Source organism: Streptomyces sp. NPDC059851 (genome assembly GCF_042732005.1).
In the GTDB taxonomy this organism is placed as follows: Bacteria; Actinomycetota; Actinomycetes; order Streptomycetales; family Streptomycetaceae; genus Streptomyces.
The window spans coordinates 1-18,673 of sequence record NZ_JBHWJJ010000035.1 but is presented as its reverse complement, the minus strand read 5'-3'; the positions used below and the strand labels follow the sequence as shown (position 1 = coordinate 18,673).

Annotated in this window: 14 protein-coding genes and 1 pseudogene; 8 read left to right on the top strand and 7 right to left on the bottom strand. The window is 75.5% G+C overall.

Translation table 11 applies throughout. From position 1 onward, the window contains the following. Positions 1-91 precede the first annotated feature (91 nt). Positions 92-277, top strand: a pseudogene (locus ACFV7Q_RS15040) (alcohol dehydrogenase); the annotation flags it as partial. Positions 278-374: 97 nt separating this feature from the next. After that, positions 375-809 carry a hypothetical protein gene (locus tag ACFV7Q_RS15035; RefSeq protein ID WP_385428444.1) on the top strand — a complete coding sequence of 145 codons (435 nt, stop codon included), beginning with the start codon at positions 375-377 and terminating at the stop codon, positions 807-809. A 17-nt stretch (positions 810-826) separates the two neighbouring features. Here the strand turns inward: ACFV7Q_RS15035 and ACFV7Q_RS15030 are convergent, their stop codons facing one another. Further along, a complete protein-coding gene (locus tag ACFV7Q_RS15030; RefSeq protein ID WP_385428442.1) occupies positions 827-1,933 on the bottom strand; it encodes a DUF2330 domain-containing protein in 1,107 nt (368 codons plus the stop codon). Between the two features lie 164 nt (positions 1,934-2,097). On the opposite strand from ACFV7Q_RS15030, the gene ACFV7Q_RS15025 reads away from it, so the two are divergent. Beyond that, complete coding sequence (locus ACFV7Q_RS15025; RefSeq protein ID WP_360625320.1) at positions 2,098-2,580, top strand: hypothetical protein; 483 nt, start codon at positions 2,098-2,100, stop codon at positions 2,578-2,580. A 56-nt stretch (positions 2,581-2,636) separates the two neighbouring features. Here ACFV7Q_RS15025 and ACFV7Q_RS15020 read toward each other — a convergent pair whose 3' ends face one another. From ACFV7Q_RS15020 to ACFV7Q_RS15000, 5 genes are read right to left on the bottom strand one after another with little or no spacing between them, the layout of a single operon-like run. After that, positions 2,637-3,290 (bottom strand): HAD family hydrolase, encoded by a 654-nt coding sequence (locus tag ACFV7Q_RS15020; protein WP_385428441.1) that lies wholly within the window; start codon positions 3,288-3,290, stop codon positions 2,637-2,639. Beyond that, entirely contained in the window at positions 3,287-4,423 is a 1,137-nt protein-coding gene (locus ACFV7Q_RS15015; RefSeq protein WP_385428439.1) for an ABC transporter ATP-binding protein, read from the bottom strand. The genes ACFV7Q_RS15020 and ACFV7Q_RS15015 overlap by 4 nt, the downstream gene beginning before the upstream one ends. A 5-nt stretch (positions 4,424-4,428) precedes the next feature. Continuing rightward, entirely contained in the window at positions 4,429-5,316 is an 888-nt protein-coding gene (locus tag ACFV7Q_RS15010) for an ABC transporter permease (protein WP_385428438.1), read from the bottom strand. Next, positions 5,304-6,215 carry an ABC transporter permease gene (locus tag ACFV7Q_RS15005; protein WP_385428436.1) on the bottom strand — a complete coding sequence of 304 codons (912 nt, stop codon included), beginning with the start codon at positions 6,213-6,215 and terminating at the stop codon, positions 5,304-5,306. Before ACFV7Q_RS15005 ends, ACFV7Q_RS15010 begins: the two co-directional genes overlap by 13 nt. Then, positions 6,215-7,384, bottom strand: coding sequence for an ABC transporter substrate-binding protein (locus tag ACFV7Q_RS15000; protein WP_385428434.1), 1,170 nt, complete (start codon positions 7,382-7,384; stop codon positions 6,215-6,217). The genes ACFV7Q_RS15005 and ACFV7Q_RS15000 overlap by 1 nt, the downstream gene beginning before the upstream one ends. A 377-nt stretch (positions 7,385-7,761) precedes the next feature. Between ACFV7Q_RS15000 and ACFV7Q_RS14995 the strand changes: the two genes are divergently transcribed. Then, a complete protein-coding gene (locus ACFV7Q_RS14995; protein WP_385428512.1) occupies positions 7,762-8,490 on the top strand; it encodes a GntR family transcriptional regulator in 729 nt (242 codons plus the stop codon). A 517-nt stretch (positions 8,491-9,007) separates the two neighbouring features. On the opposite strand, the gene ACFV7Q_RS14990 is transcribed toward ACFV7Q_RS14995, so the two are convergent. Further along, the gene (locus ACFV7Q_RS14990) at positions 9,008-9,742 is read right to left on the bottom strand and encodes an ABC transporter ATP-binding protein (protein ID WP_385428433.1); all 735 of its coding nucleotides are present in this window, start codon (positions 9,740-9,742) and stop codon (positions 9,008-9,010) included. 182 nt (positions 9,743-9,924) lie between these two features. On the opposite strand from ACFV7Q_RS14990, the gene ACFV7Q_RS14985 reads away from it, so the two are divergent. The 4 genes from ACFV7Q_RS14985 to ACFV7Q_RS14970 all read left to right on the top strand — a co-directional run bounded on the left by ACFV7Q_RS14985 (position 9,925) and on the right by ACFV7Q_RS14970 (position 18,671). Next, positions 9,925-13,242, top strand: a complete 3,318-nt coding sequence (locus ACFV7Q_RS14985) for an FtsX-like permease family protein (RefSeq protein ID WP_385428432.1) — start codon at positions 9,925-9,927, stop codon at positions 13,240-13,242. Continuing rightward, complete coding sequence (locus ACFV7Q_RS14980; protein WP_385428431.1) at positions 13,239-16,157, top strand: hypothetical protein; 2,919 nt, start codon at positions 13,239-13,241, stop codon at positions 16,155-16,157. The genes ACFV7Q_RS14985 and ACFV7Q_RS14980 overlap by 4 nt, the downstream gene beginning before the upstream one ends. Further along, the gene (locus tag ACFV7Q_RS14975) at positions 16,154-17,107 is read left to right on the top strand and encodes an ABC transporter ATP-binding protein (RefSeq protein WP_385428429.1); all 954 of its coding nucleotides are present in this window, start codon (positions 16,154-16,156) and stop codon (positions 17,105-17,107) included. Before ACFV7Q_RS14980 ends, ACFV7Q_RS14975 begins: the two co-directional genes overlap by 4 nt. An 82-nt stretch (positions 17,108-17,189) precedes the next feature. Next, positions 17,190-18,671, top strand: coding sequence for a condensation domain-containing protein (locus ACFV7Q_RS14970; protein ID WP_385428427.1), 1,482 nt, complete (start codon positions 17,190-17,192; stop codon positions 18,669-18,671). The last annotated feature ends 2 nt before the right edge of the window (positions 18,672-18,673 follow it).

The following is an 18,673-nucleotide window of genomic DNA, read 5'->3' as shown; positions in this document are numbered from 1 at the left end:
GGCGCGCGGGTCGTGGAGCTGGACACGCGCCCGGGGCGCTGGCCCTGGCCCGGGGGTTCGGGGCGGCGCACACGGCGGACGCGGGCGCGGCCGGCGGCTCGGCTGGGAGTTGGAGGTCCTCGGCGGCCACGGCACGGCCGCGCACGCGTACCCGCCGATGGTGGAGCTGGTCCGGGCCGGGACGCTGCCCCCGGGCCTGCTGGTCACGTCCACGGTCCCGCTCGGCGCGGCTCCGGCGGCGCTCGCGGCGATGGGGTCGGCGCCGGGCGCGGTGTGACGATCATCCGGTCGGGGGGCCGCGGTGTCCTGAGCTACGATCTGGCCCGCGATCCGATAGCAGCGATCGAACGACCGTTCTCTTGGGGGTGGGTGTGGTGGGTGTGACGTCCCGCAGCGCTACCGCGGCGCGCGCCGCGGCCGGCGTACTGGTGGTCGGGCTGCTGGCCGGCGGCTGCTCCGGCGGTTCGGACGGGGACCCGGCCGCTGACCGGCCCACCGGCACGGCGACGGCCCCGGCTTCGCCGTCCGCCCCGGCCTCGCCGACGGCGACCGCACCGGCCCCGGCGCAGTCCCCCGCCCCGTCGGCGGCAGCGACGCCGCCCGCCGACGCGCCGGACCCGACGGGGAACCCCGCCCCGCGGCCGGGGACGAGTACCCGGCCGGGCACCCCGGGGACCACGGAGATCCCGCAGAACCCCAACCGGGGCCCCAACCCGCCCCCGGCTCCGAAGCACACGCCGGTCCTGGACTGGACCCCGCCCCCGTTCGACCCGGGCGGCACGTACACCGTCCCGCCCCTCCCCAGGTAGCCCGCCCGCTCCCGGGGTCAGGCGCTGGCCCCCGGTCGGGCGGAGGCCGGGGAGCCGTGGGGTGCGGCGGCAGGGCGGCGCCGGAGCCAGGTGAACGTTCCGGCGCCCAGCGCGGCGAGCACCGCGCCCGCCGCCAGCATCCATGCCGGGAACCCGCCCACCGTGAGCAGCTCGTCGTGGTAGACGGTCCGCCGGTACGGGGTGTCGGAGGCGGCGGCCCGCAGTTCGTGGTCGCCCGAGATGCGCCCCGGCTCCGGGAACTCCTGGTCGATCGCGGTGAGGAAGGTCTCCCGGCCTCCGGTGAGGGGGGCGAGGGAGTCCGTCCCGGGGACCTTGCCCGCGAAGGTGACCTTCGGTGCGGAGCCGCCGATCGTGGAGGCGGGCTCCATCCGGTGGTCGGCCAGGACGTACAGGCCCAGCGACTGGGGCGTCTTCGCCATCCGGGACAACCGCATCGGGTAGACGAGCCGTCCGCTGTCGAAGCGGATCCGGAGGGGGTCGAGGGTGCCGTACAGGACGCTGCCCTGCTTCTGGGGGGCCAGGCGTACCGCGACGTACTCCCACTTCTGGTCCACGTAGGGCTTGACCTCGGTGGCGAGGGTGTCGGGCATCGTGAAGCCGTTGGCCTCCAGCCACTGCCGCAGCGCGTCCGGGTCGGTGGCGGTCAGGCGCGCGACGTCGAAGTCACCGAGCTGTTCGCGGCCGACGACGCCGACGGACGCCTCACCGCCGGCCGCCGGCGCCGCCGCGGCCCCGTCACCGGCACCGGCGGAGAAGGGCCAGTCCCCTCCGCGGGGGAGGAAGTAGTGCCGGGCCTTGCGTTCGGGCCGGGTCAGGTGGGCGAGTTCCCTGAACAGGGCCGCGTCGCCCAGCTCCACCGAGGCCCGCGACGGCACGGGCATGATCCAGGCCGCCCGCCGGGCGTTCCCGTCGACCGTGAACCGCATCACGATCTCCTCGGTCCGGCCGTCCCAGCGCACGACGGACGTCTCGCGCGAGACGCCGATCCTGGACTCGCGGTCAGGGACCATCGCCCCGCAGCCGCACGCGTAGGCGGGGCTGATCAGCGATCCCAGCTGGGTCGCGAGCAGGAGCAGGAGCAGCGCTGCGATTCTGTTTCTCATCCACACGGGGTCTCAGACGACCGGCCGTCTGATCCGGTTCCGGCCGTGCGTACGCCTCCCGGACGCCTTCCGTACGCCTCCCGTGGGGCTTCGGCGGGCGCCCGGGACGGCACTGTGCAGGGGCCCCCTGTCCGGCGCCCGGGAAGCATCCCCATACTGCTGCCATGCGAGGGAAGGAAGACAAGCCGCGCAGCAGCCCGCTGGTGCCGGATCTGGTCGTGGCGGAGATCGCCCGGCACGACTGGGAATCGATCGTGTGCGGCTGCGGGCGCAGCGCCGGACACCTGGTGGACCAGCTGTGGGACGCGGCGGAAGGGCATCCGTCGGCCTACCGGGCGCTGGAGGGCCACGCCTTCCAGGCGGGGCAGCTGCGGCCGCCCGCCCCGGCGGTGTGCGGGGTGCTGATGGCCGTGTGGTCCGCGGGCCCGCCGCGGCTGGCGACGCGGGAGGCCCTGTTGTGGACGCTGCTGGCGCTGGCGAGCACGGAGGACGACGGGTCCCCGTACGAGGCCGGGCTGTACGGGCAGTGCGCGGCCTACATCCGTACGAACGTGGGCTCGTTGCGCCTGGAGGCGGTGACCCGCCCGGACACGGTGTCGGCGGCCTACGTGGACGGCATCCTCGAACTCCTCGGCCTGGCCGCCTGACGGCCCGGGCGCCCCGCCGTCCCGCCCGGTGGCCGGTTGGCGGGGGCGCTCGGCCGTCAGGCCGGGCGGCACCCGCGGAGGACGTCCAGGGTGACGTCCTCCAGGGAGCGGGCGAACGACCGCGCGGGCGAGGCGGCGACGTCCAGCAGTGAGGGGACGACCAGGACCCCGCACCCCGCCGCCTCGGCCGAGGCGGCCCCGTCCGGGGAGTCCTCCACGGCCACGCAGGCCCGCGGTGCGGCGCCCAGCCGTGCGGCGGCCGCCCGGTAGGGCTCCGGGTGGGGCTTCGTCCGGTGGGTGTCGTCGGCGGACAGCGTGAACGCGAACGGGACGCCGGCCAGCGCGCCCCGGACGACCGAGTCGACCACCGCCCGCGGCGAGGCGCTGACCAGGGCGAAGGGCACCCCTTCCGCGGCGAGTTCGGACAGCAGCCGGCCTGCGCCGGGGCGCAGCGGAGCCCCGGCCGTCACCCGGCGGAAGAACTCCTCCCCGAGGTCGGCGGCGACCCGGTCCGGGTCTCCCCCGCCCGAGACGCGGACCAGGTGGGCGGCGGTGTCCTCGACGGCCCGGCCGACGACCTCGGGCGCGTCGGCGGCACCCAGCGCGTGGCCCAGGCCGGCGGCGACCTCCGCGGTGACCTCCCACCACAGGACCTCGGTGTCGACGAGGGTGCCGTCCATGTCGAACAGGACGGCGGCGAGGGCGCTCACGCGGCCGCCCGGGCCACGACCAGGACGGGCCGCTCGACCAGGCCGACGGAGGCCCGCGCCCCCGGAACCAGCTCACCCGCGTCCCGCGACGGCAGGTCTGCCTTGAGGGGGGCGGCGCCGGGCAGGTCGAGGTGGAGCCGGGTCACGGCGCCGAAGAAGGAGGCGGACACCACGGTGGCGGTGCCGTCCGGGTCGGCGGTGGCGGTGACGTTCTCGGGCCGCACCAACACCTCCACCTCCCGCGTGCCGTCCGGGACCGGGCCGTCGACGGGCAGCAGGGACCCGGCCACCGCCACCAGCCCTGAGTCGGTGAGCCGGCCGGGCAGGCGGTTCATGGTGCCGACGAACTCGGCGACGAACGGCGTCGCGGGCCGCTCGTACAGCTCGGCAGGGGCCGCGCACTGCTCCAGCCGCCCTGCGTTCAGGACGGCGACGCGGTCGGCCATCGACAGCGCCTCCTCCTGGTCGTGGGTGACGAACACGGTGGTGATGCCGAGGGAGAGCTGGAGCCGGCGGATCTCGTCGCGCAGGGTGGCGCGGACCTTGGCGTCGAGGGCGGACAACGGCTCGTCGAGCAGCAGCACGCGCGGGCGCAGCGCCAGGGCGCGGGCGAGGGCGACGCGCTGCTGCTGGCCGCCGGACATCTGGTGGGGGTAGCGGTCGCCGTGGTCGGGCAGGCCGACCAGGTCGAGGAGTTCGGCGGCGCGCTCGTGGCGCTCCGCCGCACCGACCTTGCGGACGCGCAGGCCGAAGGCGACGTTGTCGCGGGCGTTGAGGTTCGGGAAGAGGCTGTACGACTGGAAGACCATGCCGGCGTCGCGGCGGTTGGCCGGGACGCGGATGATGTCCTGGCCGTCGATCAGGACCCCGCCCGAGTCGGGCTGCTCGAAGCCGGCGACCACGCGCAGGGCGGTGGTCTTGCCGCAGCCCGAAGGGCCGAGCAGGGCGAGGAGTTCGCCGGGCTCCACGGTCAGGTCGAGCCCGTCGAGGGCGGTGGTGGAGCCGAACGCCCGCCGCAGGCCGCGGAATTCGACGCGTGCGCCCGCGGTGCCCGCGCCGTCCGCGCCGGCCCCGGAGGCTGCGGCGGCCGCCTGCTCGTCGGGCTTCCTGGCCGGGGGGAGGGTGGTGGACATGTCGGTCAGGACTCCTTGCGGGAGGTGGCGGGGGCGGGGGAGGGCGGCCGGGACCACGCCCGGGAGCGGGTGCGGGGCTTCGCGTACGCCGCGGGGGTGTCGGTCCCGGCCCGTGAGAGGGCGAGCAGCAGCAGCCAGGTGACGAGGAGGCTGAGGATGGAGACGGCGACCGACATCCGGGCCTGGGATCCGGAGATGGACACGATCCACACGGCGAAGGGGCGGAAGCCCAGCAGGGACGCGATGGTGAACTCGCCGAGTACCAGGGCCAGGGTGAGGAAGGAGGCACCGGCGAGGGAGGTCCGCAGGTTCGGCAGCAGCACCCGCAGGACGACGTGCGGCCAGCTCGCGCCGCAGCTGCGGGCTGCTTCGACCAGCGTCGGCACGTCGACGGCGCGCAGGCCGGCGTCGAGCGAGCGGTGGACGAAGGGCAGCGCCAGCACGGTGTAGGCGAGCACGAGGACGAACGGGAACGACGGGTTCTGCACGGCGATGAAGGTCTGGTAGAGCGGGGTGCGCGACAGGTGCTCGGGGCCCCAGCGCAGCACCGTCGTGATGCCGGTGACCAGGGCGATCGGCGGGACCACCAACGGCAGGGTGCAGACGACCTCGACGACGGGCCGCAGCCGCGGGGAGCCGAGCCGTACGGCGATCAGCGCGGGCACGGCGAGCAGCAGGGACAGTGCGATGGTCGCGGCGGCCAGGCCGAGGGAGAGCAGCAGGCTCTCGGTGAAGCCCTCGGCGGAGAGCAGCCGCGTGTACGCCTCGAAGTCGACGCCCCGCCCGGGGACGTGCACGGTGAACACGAACGAGGCCAGCAGCGGGAGGAGGAAGTACGCGCCCGCGAGGACGAGCACGGCTCCGCGCCAGACGCGGGGTTTCATCGCAGCCATCGTGCGCTCCGTCGCTGGAGGGGCAGGTGGACCGCCATGACGAGGGCGGCGATCAGGATCATGTCGAGGCCGAGGGCGAGCGCCACGTTCTCCTGGCCGGTCAGCACGTTGCCGGACAGCGCGTCGGCGATCTTGAGGGTGACGAGCGGTACGGAGCCGCCGACGAGCGCGGCGGCCGTGGCGTGCGCGGCGAACGCGGTGCCGAAGAGGAGCACGAACCCGCCGAGGAGGGAGGGCGCGAGCACGGGCAGGCCCACGTGCCGCCAGAACTGCCAGGTGGTGGCCCCGTTGTTGCGGGCGGCCTCGCGCCACTGCGGCCGCAGGCCGTCCAGTGCGGGTACGGTCACCAGCACCATCAGCGGGATCAGGAAGTACAGGTAGACCACGGTCAGGCCGGTGAAGGAGTACAGGTCCCAGCCGAGCGCGGTGAGGTCGGCGAGCTGGGTGACCACGCCGGAGATGCCGACGGTGGCGATGAACGCGAACGCGAGGGGCACCCCGCCGAAGTTGGCGAGCACGCCGGAGGCGGTCAGCGTCACGCTGCGCAGGGCGCGCGAGCGGGAGGTGACGAGGCCTTGCGCGATCAGGACCCCGAACAGGGCACCGAGCAGCGCGGTGAGGGCCGAGAGCTGGACGCTGCCGGTGAGGGAGCCGAGGTAGGGGCCCTGGAGGGAGCGCGCGAGGTGCTCCCCGGTGAGGCGGGTGGCGCCACTGGCGGGGTCGGTGCCGGTGACCGCACCGAAGGCGATCGCGCCGAGCGGGAGGCCGAAGCAGGTCCCGGTGAAGACGAGGAGCGGGAGGGCGGCGAGCCAGGTGCGGGGGCCGCGCCGCCGGCGGCGCGCGGTGCTGCCGCCGGCGGTCGTCCGCTCCGGGTGGGAGGCGGTGGTGGGTGCGGGCATCAGGAGAGGGCCTTGTCCCACTTCTCGGCGAGGGTGGCCTTGGCCTTGTCCAGTTCCTCGGAGGCCGGGAAGGACGGGGTGCCCTGGGTCTGCGGGAGCTTGGCGGCGGCGCCCTTGTCGGCGGTGCCGTCCTGGGTCATGGCAGGGAGCAGGACCGGGCGGGCGTAACCCTTCAGCCACAGGTTCTGGCCCTCGGTGCTGTAGAGGAACTCCATCCACAGGCGGGCGGCCGCCGGGTTCGGGGCCTCCTTGTTGATCGCCTGGGAGTAGTACTGGGCGTAGACGCCGTCGGAGGGGACGGCGACCTTCCAGTCGACGCCCTTGCCCTTGAACTGCTCGGCGTAGCCGGCGTTGAGGTAGTCCCAGTCGATGGAGATGGGCGTCTCGCCCTTCTCGACTGTGGCCGGGGTGGACTCGACGGGGATGAAGTTGCCGCTCTTGCGGAGCTGACCGAAGAAGTCGATGCCGGGCTGGATGTCGGCGAAGGAGCCCTTGTTGGCGAGGGCGGCCGCGTAGACGCCGCCGAAGGCCGAACCGGACTTGGTGGGGTTGCCGTTGAGGGCGACCTTGCCCTTGTACTCGGGCTTGAGGAGGTCGGCGAAGGTCTGGGGGCAGACGGCGATCTTCGCGGCGTCGCAGCCGATGGAGACGTAGCCGCCGTAGTCGTTGTACCAGCGGCCGTCGGCGTCCTTCTGGCCGGCGGGGATCTTGTCCCAGGCGGTGACCTTGTACGGCGCGAACAGGTTCTCGGCGGCTCCGCTGCGGGCGAAGGCGATGCCGAGGTCGAGGACGTCGGGGGCGCGCTTCTGTCCCTTGCGGGACTTGACGGCGGCTATCTCGTCGGAGCTGGAGGCGTCCGGGTTCTCGCTGTTGACCTTGATCTTGTACTTGGCCTCGAAGGCCTTGATGATCTCGCCGTAGTTGGCCCAGTCCGGCGGCAGCGCGATGACGTTGAGCTGTCCCTCCTTCTGCGCGGCCGCGACGAGGGCTTCCATGCCCCCGAGGTCGGCGGCCGAGGCGGCGGTGCCCGGCTGAGCCTTGGTCTTGCCGTCGGCCGGGGCGCCGGCGGACTGGTCGGGGGCGGCGCCGCACGCGGCGAGGGAGGTCAGCGCGGCGGCGGCGAGCAGGGCAGCGGCACCGCGGCGGACGGCTGCGGGGGAACTGAGCACGGTCTCTCCTGGAGACTGAGGCCTGGACGGGGGTCCACTTGTCTGAACAAGTTGGCTCCAGTTCGCCCTGCCTCACTGTACGGACGATGAACGGCGGACGGCCCGTCGGGCACGGCTCGACGAAGAGAGGAGGTTGACCGAAAGAAGTCGTGACAAGCGGGGCGACCTTCCGTCCCGTGGCTAGGCTGACGGTGGAACACCGACGTCGGCGGAGGACCGGAGACAGGGGGAAACACGGCGTGGACGCGAGCACGGGTGCGGGCGCGGCAAAGGGCAGCGGCACGGGCCACGGTGGCGGTGCGGGCACGGGCACGGGCAGGGGCAGGTGCAGGGGCACGGGCAGGGGAAGGAACACGGGCCCGGGCACGGTCCGGTACCTGGAGATCGCCGAGGCGCTGCGCACGGCGATCCTGGCCGGCGATTACCCGATCGGCGCCCAACTGCCCTCGGAGAGCGACCTGGCCGCGCGCTGGTCCGCCTCGCGCGGGACCGTCCGGCAGGCCGTCGCCACCCTCGCCGCCGAGGGGCTGATCGGGTCCCGACAGGGCGCCCGCAGGATCGTTCTGCGCCACGAGCGCCGGCACAGCTTCGGCGAGCTGAACAGCTTCGCCCAATGGGCGCAGGGGCTCGGCCAGGAGGTCACCAGCCGCTTCCTGGACCGCACCCGCCGCCCGGCCACCGCCGAGGAGGCGGACCGGCTCGCACTGCCGCCGGGCACCGAGATCCTGGCCGTGCGGCGACTGCGGCTGCTGGACGGCCGGGCCACCATGGTCGAGCGGACCGCGTACGCCGACTGGGTCGCGGCCACGGTCGAGGCACTGCCGGACGACTGCCGCTCCGTCATGGACAGCCTGGCCGCCGACTCCGGGGTCGTGGCCCACTACGGCGAGCACCTCATCGACGCGCTCCCCGCGGGCAGCGAGGACGCCCGGCTGCTGGGAATCCGTCGCGGGAGCCCGCTGCTGCGCCAGCGGCACGTCTCGGCCACACGGACCGGGCGCCCGATCGAATGGTCCGACGACCGCTACCGGGCCGGCAGCGTCACCTTCAGCGTGAGCAACTCGGCGGCGGCGACACCCCTGGAGCGCCGGACGGGCGGCCTGTGACCCGGCAGAGCCACAGCCCGCGCAGCCCGCATCTGCAGCGAGCTGGCCGAGCGTAGGGATCTCAGCCCCGCCCAGCTGCGCGCCCTCGCCGACGCCCACGAGCACACCGCGGTCCTCCGCGCGCGAGGGACGGCTACCCGCCGCCGCGGTGGACCCGGACGGGGAGGTTCGTCGGCGCCCGGCATCCGCAGGAGGTGTACGCCCTCCTCGTCGAGGCCCCCTACCCGGCGTCCGGTGGGAGGCGGCCGCGAATCTCGCGCCCCGCGCGGTCGTACGGATGCTGGTGGCCGAGCGGCTCGCACGGGTGGCGGCCAACCCGGAGGCCCCGGCGGGCCCCGGCGACGCCGATCCCGCGGTGGCCGGGGCGTCCGCCGCGGACCCGTCACTCCCCCGCACCGCCGTGTGGCGGCTGCTCGCGAACGCCTCGCCCGAGGACCGCGCCACTGAACCGCGCCAGGTCGGGGTCGGGCGGGGACCCGTAAGGGGTCGCGTGAGACGTCGCGTCCGCGCAAGCGGCTCAGCCGGTCGGTCCGTCCTCGGCCGGATCCTGTGGGGCGATCCTGCCGTCGCGCAACTCCACCACGTGGTCGGCGAGTTCGATCAGGGCCGGGTCATGGGTGGCGACCAGGGCGGTCACGCCCTCGCTGCGGACCACCGCGCGCAGCAGCTGCATGATCGAGCGGCCGGTCTCGGAGTCGAGCTGGCCGGTGGGCTCGTCCGCGATGATCAGGGCGGGCTCGTTCGCCAGGGCACGGGCCACCGCGACCCGCTGCTGCTGGCCGCCGGAGAGCTCGCCGGGCCGCTGCTCGGTGTGCTCGGCCAGGCCGACCAGGGCGAGCAGGGTGCGGGCCCGTTCCTCCCGCTCCTTCGCCGGGATCCCCCGCATCCGCATCGGGATGCCGACGTTCTCGGCCGCGGTCAGGACGGGGATCAGGCCGAAGGACTGGAACACGAAGCCGATCCGATCACGGCGCAGCGCGAGCAGGCCCGCCTCGTCGAGGCCGGCGAGGTCGGTGCCGTCGACGGTGACGGTGCCGCCGGTCGGGGTGTCGAGGCCGCCGACCAGGTTCAGCACGGTGGTCTTGCCGGAGCCGGAGCGGCCCTTGAGGGCGGTCAGGCTTCCGCGCGCGACCTCGAAGGAGGCCCCGCGCAGCGCGTGCACGGCGCGTTCCCCGCTGCCGAAGGTGCGGTGGACGTCCTCCACGACGACCATCGCGGCGGCCGCGGACGCGGCGGGCTGATCCTCTGCCATGGTGTGTGCTCCCCCCGGAATCGGCCGACGAGCTCCGCTTGGATCACGTCCGGATCGCTTGTCCTTCGAATTTGCTCATCCGTCACCTTGGTCGCGCAAGCCCCTTCCGTGCAGCGACCGGATCTGACAGCATTGTCCGTTATCCGGTGCCCACGGTCCGGAACGGGGGAGGAACACGGCACATGCTCGGCTTCGTCGTGCGCCGGCTGCGCGGGCGACTGCCGCTCGCCGTCGCCGTGCTGCTGACCGTGCTGATCGCCACCACGGTGCTGACCGCGCTGACCGCGTTCACCCGCGGTGTGGGCGATGCCGGGTTACGCAGTGCCTTGGCCGGTCCGGACCGCGCCCGGGCCACCGTGCTGGTCACCGGCGGGCATCCCGCCTCCGCGCGCGGGAAGGACGACGCCGCCGTGCGCGCCTTCGGCCACGAGCTGTTCGGGCGGCTGCCGGTCGGGGTCGAGAGCACCGCGCGCAGCCGCGCGTACGGGCTGCCACGGGCGCACGACCAGGGCACCGAGGCGGCCCTGACCCTGCTGGCCTCCCTCGACCGCGGACGGGCCGTGCTGGTCACGGGTCAGTGGCCCGGTGCCGTAGCAGCGCCCGGCGGTCCGGTGCCGGTCGCCGTCCCGCAGCAGGCGCTGGCACGGCTCGGGCTCACCGCCGAGTCGCTGCCGGGCGAGGTCCGGCTGGACGACCGGTACGGCGGCGCGCCGCTCACCGTGCGGGTCACCGGCGTCTACCGGGCGGCCGACCGCGACGCGGCCTACTGGAGGCTCGACCCGTTCGGCGGCCGCGAGGTCCAGGTCGGCACCTTCACCTCGTTCGGCCCGCTGCTCGTGGACGACAGCGCCTTCACCGCGGGCGGAATCGCCCAGGACAGCCGCGCCTGGCTGCTCACCCCCGACTTCACGGACGTCCGTGCCGCCGAGGCCCAGGCCCTCGCCTCCCGTACACCGGACACGGCCGCCCGCCTCAAGGGCTCCGCCGACCTGAAGACCACCACCGAACTGCCTGAATTCCTAGACGAATTGGAGTCGGGCCAAGTCGTGGCCCGGTCGGCCGTGCTCATCGGCGCACTCCAGCTCGCCGTCCTCGCCGCGGCCGCCCTGCTGCTCGTCGCCCGTCTGCTGACGGACCGACAGGAGGGCGAGCGCGTCCTGCTGCTGGCCCGCGGCGCCTCCCGCGGGCGGCTCGCAGCCCTCGGTCTGGCCGAATCGCTGCTGCTCACCCTCCCGGCCGCGGTGCTGGCCCCACTGCTCACCCCGCCGCTGCTGCGGCTGTTCGCCGGGGTCGGCCCGCTGGCCCGGGTGCCGTTCGACGCGGACGGGGAGCCGCTACTGCTGTGGCTGGCCGCGGCCGGCTGCGCCCTGGCCTGCCTGCTGCTGATCAGCCTGCCCGCCATCCTCCGCGGAACCGCGGTCGCCGCGCTGCGCCGCGCCGGCCGGCGGCAGGCGATCGTCGCCGGAGCCGCCCGCTCCGGGGCCGACCTGGCCCTGCTGGCCCTCGCCGCCCTCGCCTACCGGCAGGTGGCCCGGTACAGCGGCGGCGACGGCGGGACGACGGGCGGGCCGGGTACGGCCGGCGGGCCGCGCGTCGACCTCCTGCTGGTCGCAGCCCCGACCCTGGCCCTGTGCGCCGGCACCCTGCTGGTGCTGCGGCTGCTGCCGTTCGCGGCGCGCTTCGGCGGGCGGATCGCCGCCCGGGGCCGCGGGCTCGGGCCGGCGCTCGTCGGCTGGCAGCTGGCCCGCAGGCCCGGCCGGGCCACCGGGCCCGTCCTGCTGCTCGTACTCGCCGTGGCCGGCGGTGTGCTGGCCGTGGGGCAGCACAGCGCCTGGTCCGCATCCCAGCGCGACCAGGCCGGATTCGCGACCGCGGGCGGCCTGCGGATCACCGGCAGCGATCTTCCGCCGATGGGCCAGGGCGGCCGGTACGCGTCCCTGCCGGGCGGCGACCGGGTCATGCCGGTGGTCCGCAGCACTCAGCAGCTGCCCGGAGGACGGACCGCGCACCTCCTCGCACTGGACGCCGTCACGACCGCCGAACACGTACCGCTCCGCGCCGACCTGCGTGATGGACGCCCCATGCGCGAGCTGTTCGCCCCACTGGCCACCGCAGTCCCCGCCACGGGCGGCATCCCGCTTCCGGGGCGGCCCCGCCGCATCGACCTGGACGTCGCGCTGCGCACGCCCGGCGACAGCGGGCACCCGGGGCTCGGGCTGCTGCTCCGCGACCGCTTCGGGCTGACCCACCGGACCCCGATGGCCCAGCTGCCGGCCGGCGACGGCGCGACCGTGTCGGTGGACCTCGGTGCGCTGACCGGGGCCCCGCTCGGGACCGCCGCGGCGCCGCTGAGCATCGCCGGGATCGTGGTGTCGTACGTCCCCGCGGGCGACCGCACCGGCTACGGCGCGGGCCAAATGCCGCCAGTAACAGCCGAATTGACGGTGCGTCGGCTTTCCGTCGCCGACCGTCACGACGGCCCTGCCGTCCCCGTACCCGCTCCCGCGCCCGCGCCGGGGGCCGGCGTCGGATCCGGCTGGACGCTGAACGCCCCGGTGCTCCCCGGCACCGCAGCCGACCGGAAGCCGGCCGGGGAGCTGCTGCCCGCCGAGGGGGACGGCTCCGCCTTGGTACGGCTGCGCTACCGGGGTGGTTTCGACGCCTCGGGCGGCGTACAGCTGGCGCTCGTGCCCCCCGGGGTGCAGGCCCTGCCCGAGATACCCGGGGTCGCGACCCGCGGGTACCTCGCAGGGCTGGGAGCGGCCGTCGGCGACGTGGTCCGCGTCCCGCTGGGGCCTGCCACCGTGCCGGTGCGGATCAGTGCCGCGGTCGACTCCCTCCCCGTGGCGGGCGACCCGGCCCTCACCGTCGACCTGGGCTCCCTGGGGCGCCTGCTCGCAGCGGCCGGCGCGCGCGAGCTGCCCGCCCCCACCGAGTGGTGGCTGCCCGCGGCGTCCCCCCACGACCCCGCCCCGGCACGGGCCGCCGCCGAACTGCGGTCCGGCTCCGGGGCGCAGCAGGTGATGCTGCGCGGGGAGGTCGCCGACCGGTTGCTCCAGGACCCCCTGAGCGCCGGACCGCAGGCGGCGCTGGCCGCCCTCGCCACGGTCGGCGCGGTGCTCGCGGCGATCGGCTTCGCCGCGGCCCGCGCCGCCGCAGGACGGGACCGGACGCGGGAGTTCGGGGTCCTGCTCGCCCTGGGGGCGTCACGGCGGGAGCTGGCCCGGACCGCGGCCACCGAGGGCTGCCTGTTGGTGGGGTTGGGCGGTGCCGTCGGAGTGGGGCTGGGCGCCGCCCTGGTCCACCTGGTCGTGCCACTGGTGGTGCTGACGCCCGCCGGGCGACGGCCGGTGCCCGAGGTGCTCGTCGACCTGCCGGCCGGTACCACCCTGCTGCTGGTGGCCGCCGTCGCCGCGGCACCGCTGCTGTCGGCCGTACTCCCGGGCCGCGGCCGGGGCGTCGGTGCGGCTGCCCGGCTGCGCCACGTGGAGGAGAGGTGACCAGGGACGTGACGGGTCCGCAGAGCCGCCCGGGCGACGGCCCGCAGCCCGGCGACGTCACGCAACCGGCCGGCGGCCCCCGAACGCCGGGTGGCGGCACGCGGCCCGGCAACGGCACCCGGACCCCCGGCGGCGCCCGGGCAGTGGACCGGCGGGCGCGACCGGCTCCCTGGGTGCGGACCCGGTTGCGCGCGGCCCCGTTGGGGGCCCTGCTCGCGGCTGCCCTCGCCTTCACCGCCGTCCTCCTCGCGGCCGCCCTGCCGCGGGCGCTGGACCGCGGCGCCGACCAGGCGCTGCGGTCCTTCCTGTACGACCGCGGCCCCGGACCGACGAGCCTGCTCGCCACGTCCGACGCGCAGCTCGGGCCGCAGACCCCCGAGGGTTTGGACGCGGTCCTGGCGGAGCTGGTCTCGCGGACCGGACCGGTGTTCCGCCTCGCCCCGAGCGGGCCGGTGCACGGCACGCAGGCGGTCCGGGCGCGCGTCCTCGACAATCCCGAACTGGCCCGCCCCGAGGGCGTGTCGCCCAAGCTCAACCTGCTCCACCTGCGGCAACCGGCCGAGCACGCCCGGCTGGTCGCCGGACGCTGGCCCACCGGCGGCACCCCCGACGGGCCGGTACCGGTGGCCCTGTCGCAGAAGGCCGCCGAGACCCTGAACGTCCGCCTGGGGACGGTGCTGGAGACCGCGCCCGACCTCTCCGGCCTCCGGCCGACGGCCGAGGTGGTCGGTCTGTACGCGGCCCACGACGAGGACGACGCGTACTGGGCCGAGCTGCCCTGCCTCACCCACGCCTGCTCGAACCTCACCCCGGACACGCTTCCGAAGAAGTTCTGGCAGACCGCCGCGCTCGTCGGCCCCGACGGCATCGGCCTGCTCGGCCCCTGGGGCGGGGGCTCCCAGGACTTCTGGCGGCTCCCGGTGGACACCGGCGCCCTACGGGCCGACCAACTGGACGCCGTCCACGAGGAGGTGGCCTCGTACACGGTCGGGCGGACCGCCTCCGAGCTGGTGCGCTCCACCGGCCGGCCCGACCTGCGGATCGCCTCCCGACTGCCGCAGCTCTTCGCCCAGGCCGAGGCCCGCCGTCAGGCGGCCGCACCGCTCGCCGCGATCGGCCCGGCCGGTGTCGCCGGGGTGGCCGTCGTGGTGTTCTGCCTGGCCGGGGCGCTCACCGCCGACCGGAGGCGGGCCGAGCTGCGGCTGCTCCTGGCCCGCGGCGGCTCCCCCACCGGCATCGTCGGCCGGCTCCTCGGCGAGGGCGCGGTCACGGTGCTGCCCGCCGCCGCGGCGGCGACCGCCCTCGCCGTGGTGCTGCTGCCGACGCCGCGGTGGGCGGGCACCCTGCTGGCCGCCACGGCCACCGCCCTGCTCGCCCTGCTGGCCTTCCCGGTCCGGGCGGCCGTCCTGCTCGCCCCTCCCCGCACACCGGCACCGCGGCGCCGGCTGGTCGCCGAGCTGCTGGTCCTCGCCGCCACCGCCGCGGCCGTGTACGAGGTCCGCCGGCGCGGGATCACGCCCGCCGGGCAGGGCGCCGACGCCCTGCTGGTCGCCGCTCCGCTGCTGCTCGCCCTGTCCGGCGGCCTGCTGCTGGCCCGGCTCCAGCCCGCCGCCGTCGGGGTCCTGGCCCGGGCTGCCGGGTGGGGGCGCGGCCTGGTCGGCTTCCTCGGCCTGGCCCGCGCCGCCCGCGGCACCGGGAGCAGGACCCGGCCGTCCGCACTGCCGCTGGTCGCGCTGCTGCTGGCGGTCACCACCGGCGGCTTCGGGGCGACCGTGCTGGACGCGGTGGACTCCGCCCGGACCCGCGTGGCGCGGCAGGCCGTGGGCGGCGACGTGCAGATCGCCGCGCCCGCCGGTTCCGGCGTGCCGGAGGAGATGTCCCGGGCGGGCGCCGCACTGCCCGGCGTACGGACGGCGGTGGACGTGTGGACCGACGACGACGCCTTCTTGTTCGGCACCGAGCAGGGCTCCACCCAGGTCACCGTGGTCATCGCCGACCCGGTCCGGTACGCGGAACTGGCCCGGACCGTCGGGCGCGGCCGGTTCGACCCCGCCCTCCTGGCGCCCGGCTCCCCCGGGGCCGGAGCGGGCCCGGCGGCGGGAGCGGGAACAGGGGCGGGATCCGCGGACACCCCGGTGCCGGCGCTGTTCAGCAGTGCGCTGGCCCGGCAGGCGCCGCCCGGCGGCGAGTCCTTCCGGCTGCACCTGTACGCCGGCGGGGAGTTGCGGATCCGGGGCGTCGGCGTGGTCGACGGCACCCCGGCCAAACCGGACGGCGGCGGGTCCACGATCGTCCTGCCGGCCGGCCCGGCCACGGCCGCGCTGACCCGGAGCACCCGCCCCGACCGGTGGTTCGCCACGGGCACCGTCGATGCGGACCGGCTGAGGGCCCTCGTCCGGGCCACTGCGCCGGCCGGGCAGGCGGAGGGGTTCCAGGTGACGGCCAGCGCCGCCGTCGCGTCACGGCTCGCGGAGGATCCGCTCCAGCGCTCGGCGGGCCGGCAGTTTTGGGGCTCCCTCGTCGGAGCCGCCGGTTTCGCACTGCTGGCGGTGCTGCTGACCCTGGTGCGGGCCGCCCCCGAGCGGGCGGCGGTGCTGGCCCGGCTGCGCACGATGGGCCTGCGTCCCCGGCAGGGCCTGCGGCTGATCCTGGTCGAGGCGCTGCCGCAGGCGGTGGGCGCCGGCATCGGCGGCGCCGTCGTGGGACTGGCGGCCGTGGCGCTGCTGGGGCCGTCCGTGGACCTGTCGACCCTGGTCGGCTCACCGGTGCCGACAGGGCTGCGGCCGGCGGTGGTGCCGGTTCTGGTGCAGGCGCTGGGGCTGGCCGCGCTGGTGGCCCTGGCGGTGCTCGTCGAGGCCGCGGTGTCCGGGCGGCGCCAGATCACCACCGAGTTGAGAGCGGGAGACCAGCGTTGAACACCGACCAGCCGACCTACGAAGAGCTGCGCCGGCGGGCCCTGGCGGCCTCCGCACCGCGGGGCGCGGGGGCCGGCACGGCCATCGCCTGCGACCGGCTGGTGCGCATCTTCAGCACCGACGGGGTGGAGGTCCAGGCGTTGCAGGGCCTGGAGCTGACCGTGGCCCGCGGTGACCTGGTGGCGCTGGTCGGCGCCTCGGGCAGCGGCAAGTCGACCCTGCTGAACATCCTGGCGGGGCTGGACGTCCCGACCGCCGGCACGGCCACCGTCGACGGGTACGACCTGCTGGAGATGTCTGCGAAGGACCGGCTGCGCTACCGGCGCGAGGCCGTGGGCTTCGTGTGGCAGCAGACGGCCCGCAACCTGCTGCCGTTCCTGACGACCGCCCAGAACGTCGCCCTGCCGCTGCAGCTGGCGGGCCGCTCCCGGGGCGGGGCCCGGCGGCGGGCGGCCCGGGTGGCCGAGCTCCTCGACGCCCTGGGCATCGGCGACCTGGCGCGCCGGCGCCCCGCCGAGCTCTCCGGCGGCCAGCAGCAGCGGGTCGCGATCGCGGTGGCCATGGCCAACCACCCGGCCGTGCTCCTCGCCGACGAGCCCACCGGCGAGCTCGACTCCGAGACGGGGGCCGCGGTCTTCGAGGCGTTGCGCACCGTGAACCGCGAACTCGGCGTCACCGTGGTCGTCGTCACGCACGATCCGCTCGTGGCCGGCGAGGTCCGCCGTACGGTCGCGATCCGCGACGGCCGCACGAGCAGCGAGGTCCTGCGGCGCACGGTCACCGACGAGCACGGTGCCGAATCGGTGAGCGAACGCGAGTACGTGATGCTGGACCGCACCGGCCGTGTGCAGCTCCCCCGGAAGTTCCTGGAGGCGCTGGGCATGGAGCACCGCGTCGCCGTCGAACTGGCCGCCGACCACATCTCCGTGCACCCCGACGACGCCGCCTGAGCACCGGCCGCCCGTCACTTCCGCAGCCCGGGTGTCGTTACGGGAGCACGGGGTTGACTCTGGGGGGCGAAGGGATGACGGAATGCGGCAGTTTCCTCTGGAGATGCACGGCATGGCACCCGGCCGGGTCGTCGAATGGCGGTTGCGGTCCACGGCGGCGGGGCCGGAGCCGGCCGCGGAGGGGGCGGGCAGGAGGGCCTCGTTCAACCAGGACAAGCATTTCACCGTCGCCGAGCAGAGCCGGGGGGCCGACGACCCCGTCGCGTCCTGGATCGCGGTCACGTTCGAGGTCGCGGGGGCCCTGGACGAGCCGGCCATGACCCGGGCCCTGCTGGCCTTCGTACGGCGCCACGAGGTGCTGCGGTGCGAGTTCCGGCGGCTCGCGGGGGAGCTGGCGTGCGAGCCCATCGCCCCGGACGAACTCGCGCTGTCCGCCGTGCCCGTGGCGGCCTTCGACACCACCGGGGCGCTGGTCGGCTTCCTGTCGGAGCGGTTCAAGCGGAGCATCGACACGCTGTCCTGGCCCCTGTTCACGATGGGCGCCGTCCTGCGCGAGGACTCGGCGACCGTCTACCTGGCCTTCGACCACATCGTCTGCGACGGCTTGTCGATGCCGATCGTGGTGCAGCAGGTGCAGAGCGCGTACGAGGCACTGTGCCGCGGCGAGCAGGTCGGCGACGGCCCGGACCCCAGCTATCTCGACTTCGCCGAGGATCAGCGCCGCCGCTACGCCGACTTCACCGCGGACGACGAACGGCTCCGCTACTGGCAGGAGTTCGTGGCCCGCGGTGACGGTGAGTTCTTCCCCCGGTTCCCCCTCGACCTCGGTGTGGAACCGGGCCGCATGTATCCGATCGTCAACGAGGCTTCGCCGCTGCTGGACGCCGGTGAGACCGAGGTGTTCGACAAGGCGTGCCGGACGGTGGGAGGGAAGGCGTTCATGGGGGTGCTCGCCGCCGTCGCCGTCTGCTTGCGCGAGGCGGGCGGGCCCGGCGTGTACCGGGGGTTCATGCCGGTGAGCGAGCGCGGCCGGGACGGTTGGGAACAGTCGGTGGGCTGGTTCGTCAACACCATGCCGATCGAGTTCGACGCCTCGCCGGGCCGGGACTTCGCCCAGGTGATGGCCGGGGTGCGGGGCGCGTTCGGCGAGATGACGAGCCACATCGACGTGCCGTTCGTCCGTGCCTGGCAGCTGTTGGCGCCGGTGGACTTCGCCGCCCGCTCGTGGCCGTACCCGGTGAACTTCTTCTCGTACATCGACACCCGCAAGTGCCCGGGCGCCGAGCGGCACGACGACTGGCGGCCCGCGTCGCACGTGTGGTCGGCGCGGGCCAACGGCGTCTGCTCCTGGTTCCAGCGGGACGCGTACGGGCTGCACATGAACTCGATCTACGTGGACACCCCTGCGGCCCGCCGGACCATGGCGGGCTTCCAGGAGGCGCTGCGGAGCACGGTCCGGGAGATCGCCCGGCACGGCTCCTTCGGCCGGCCCCTCGGGCTGGCCGCGCCGCGCGGGCCGGTCGGCGCGGCGCTGGGGGTGGGCGCGTACGCGGCCCACCCCTGACC

What these genes read in the sequence shown, in the direction of transcription:
- ACFV7Q_RS14970 (WP_385428427.1), top strand. Translation starts at nt 17,190, where the DNA reads ATGCGGCAGTTTCCTCTGGAGATGCACGGCATGGCACCCGGCCGGGTC.
- ACFV7Q_RS15025 (WP_360625320.1), top strand. Translation starts at nt 2,098, where the DNA reads ATGCGAGGGAAGGAAGACAAGCCGCGCAGCAGCCCGCTGGTGCCGGAT.
- ACFV7Q_RS15030 (WP_385428442.1), bottom strand. Translation starts at nt 1,933, where the DNA reads ATGAGAAACAGAATCGCAGCGCTGCTCCTGCTCCTGCTCGCGACCCAG.
- ACFV7Q_RS15015 (WP_385428439.1), bottom strand. Translation starts at nt 4,423, where the DNA reads ATGTCCACCACCCTCCCCCCGGCCAGGAAGCCCGACGAGCAGGCGGCC.
- ACFV7Q_RS14990 (WP_385428433.1), bottom strand. Translation starts at nt 9,742, where the DNA reads ATGGCAGAGGATCAGCCCGCCGCGTCCGCGGCCGCCGCGATGGTCGTC.
- ACFV7Q_RS15010 (WP_385428438.1), bottom strand. Translation starts at nt 5,316, where the DNA reads ATGGCTGCGATGAAACCCCGCGTCTGGCGCGGAGCCGTGCTCGTCCTC.
- ACFV7Q_RS14985 (WP_385428432.1), top strand. Translation starts at nt 9,925, where the DNA reads ATGCTCGGCTTCGTCGTGCGCCGGCTGCGCGGGCGACTGCCGCTCGCC.
- ACFV7Q_RS15005 (WP_385428436.1), bottom strand. Translation starts at nt 6,215, where the DNA reads ATGCCCGCACCCACCACCGCCTCCCACCCGGAGCGGACGACCGCCGGC.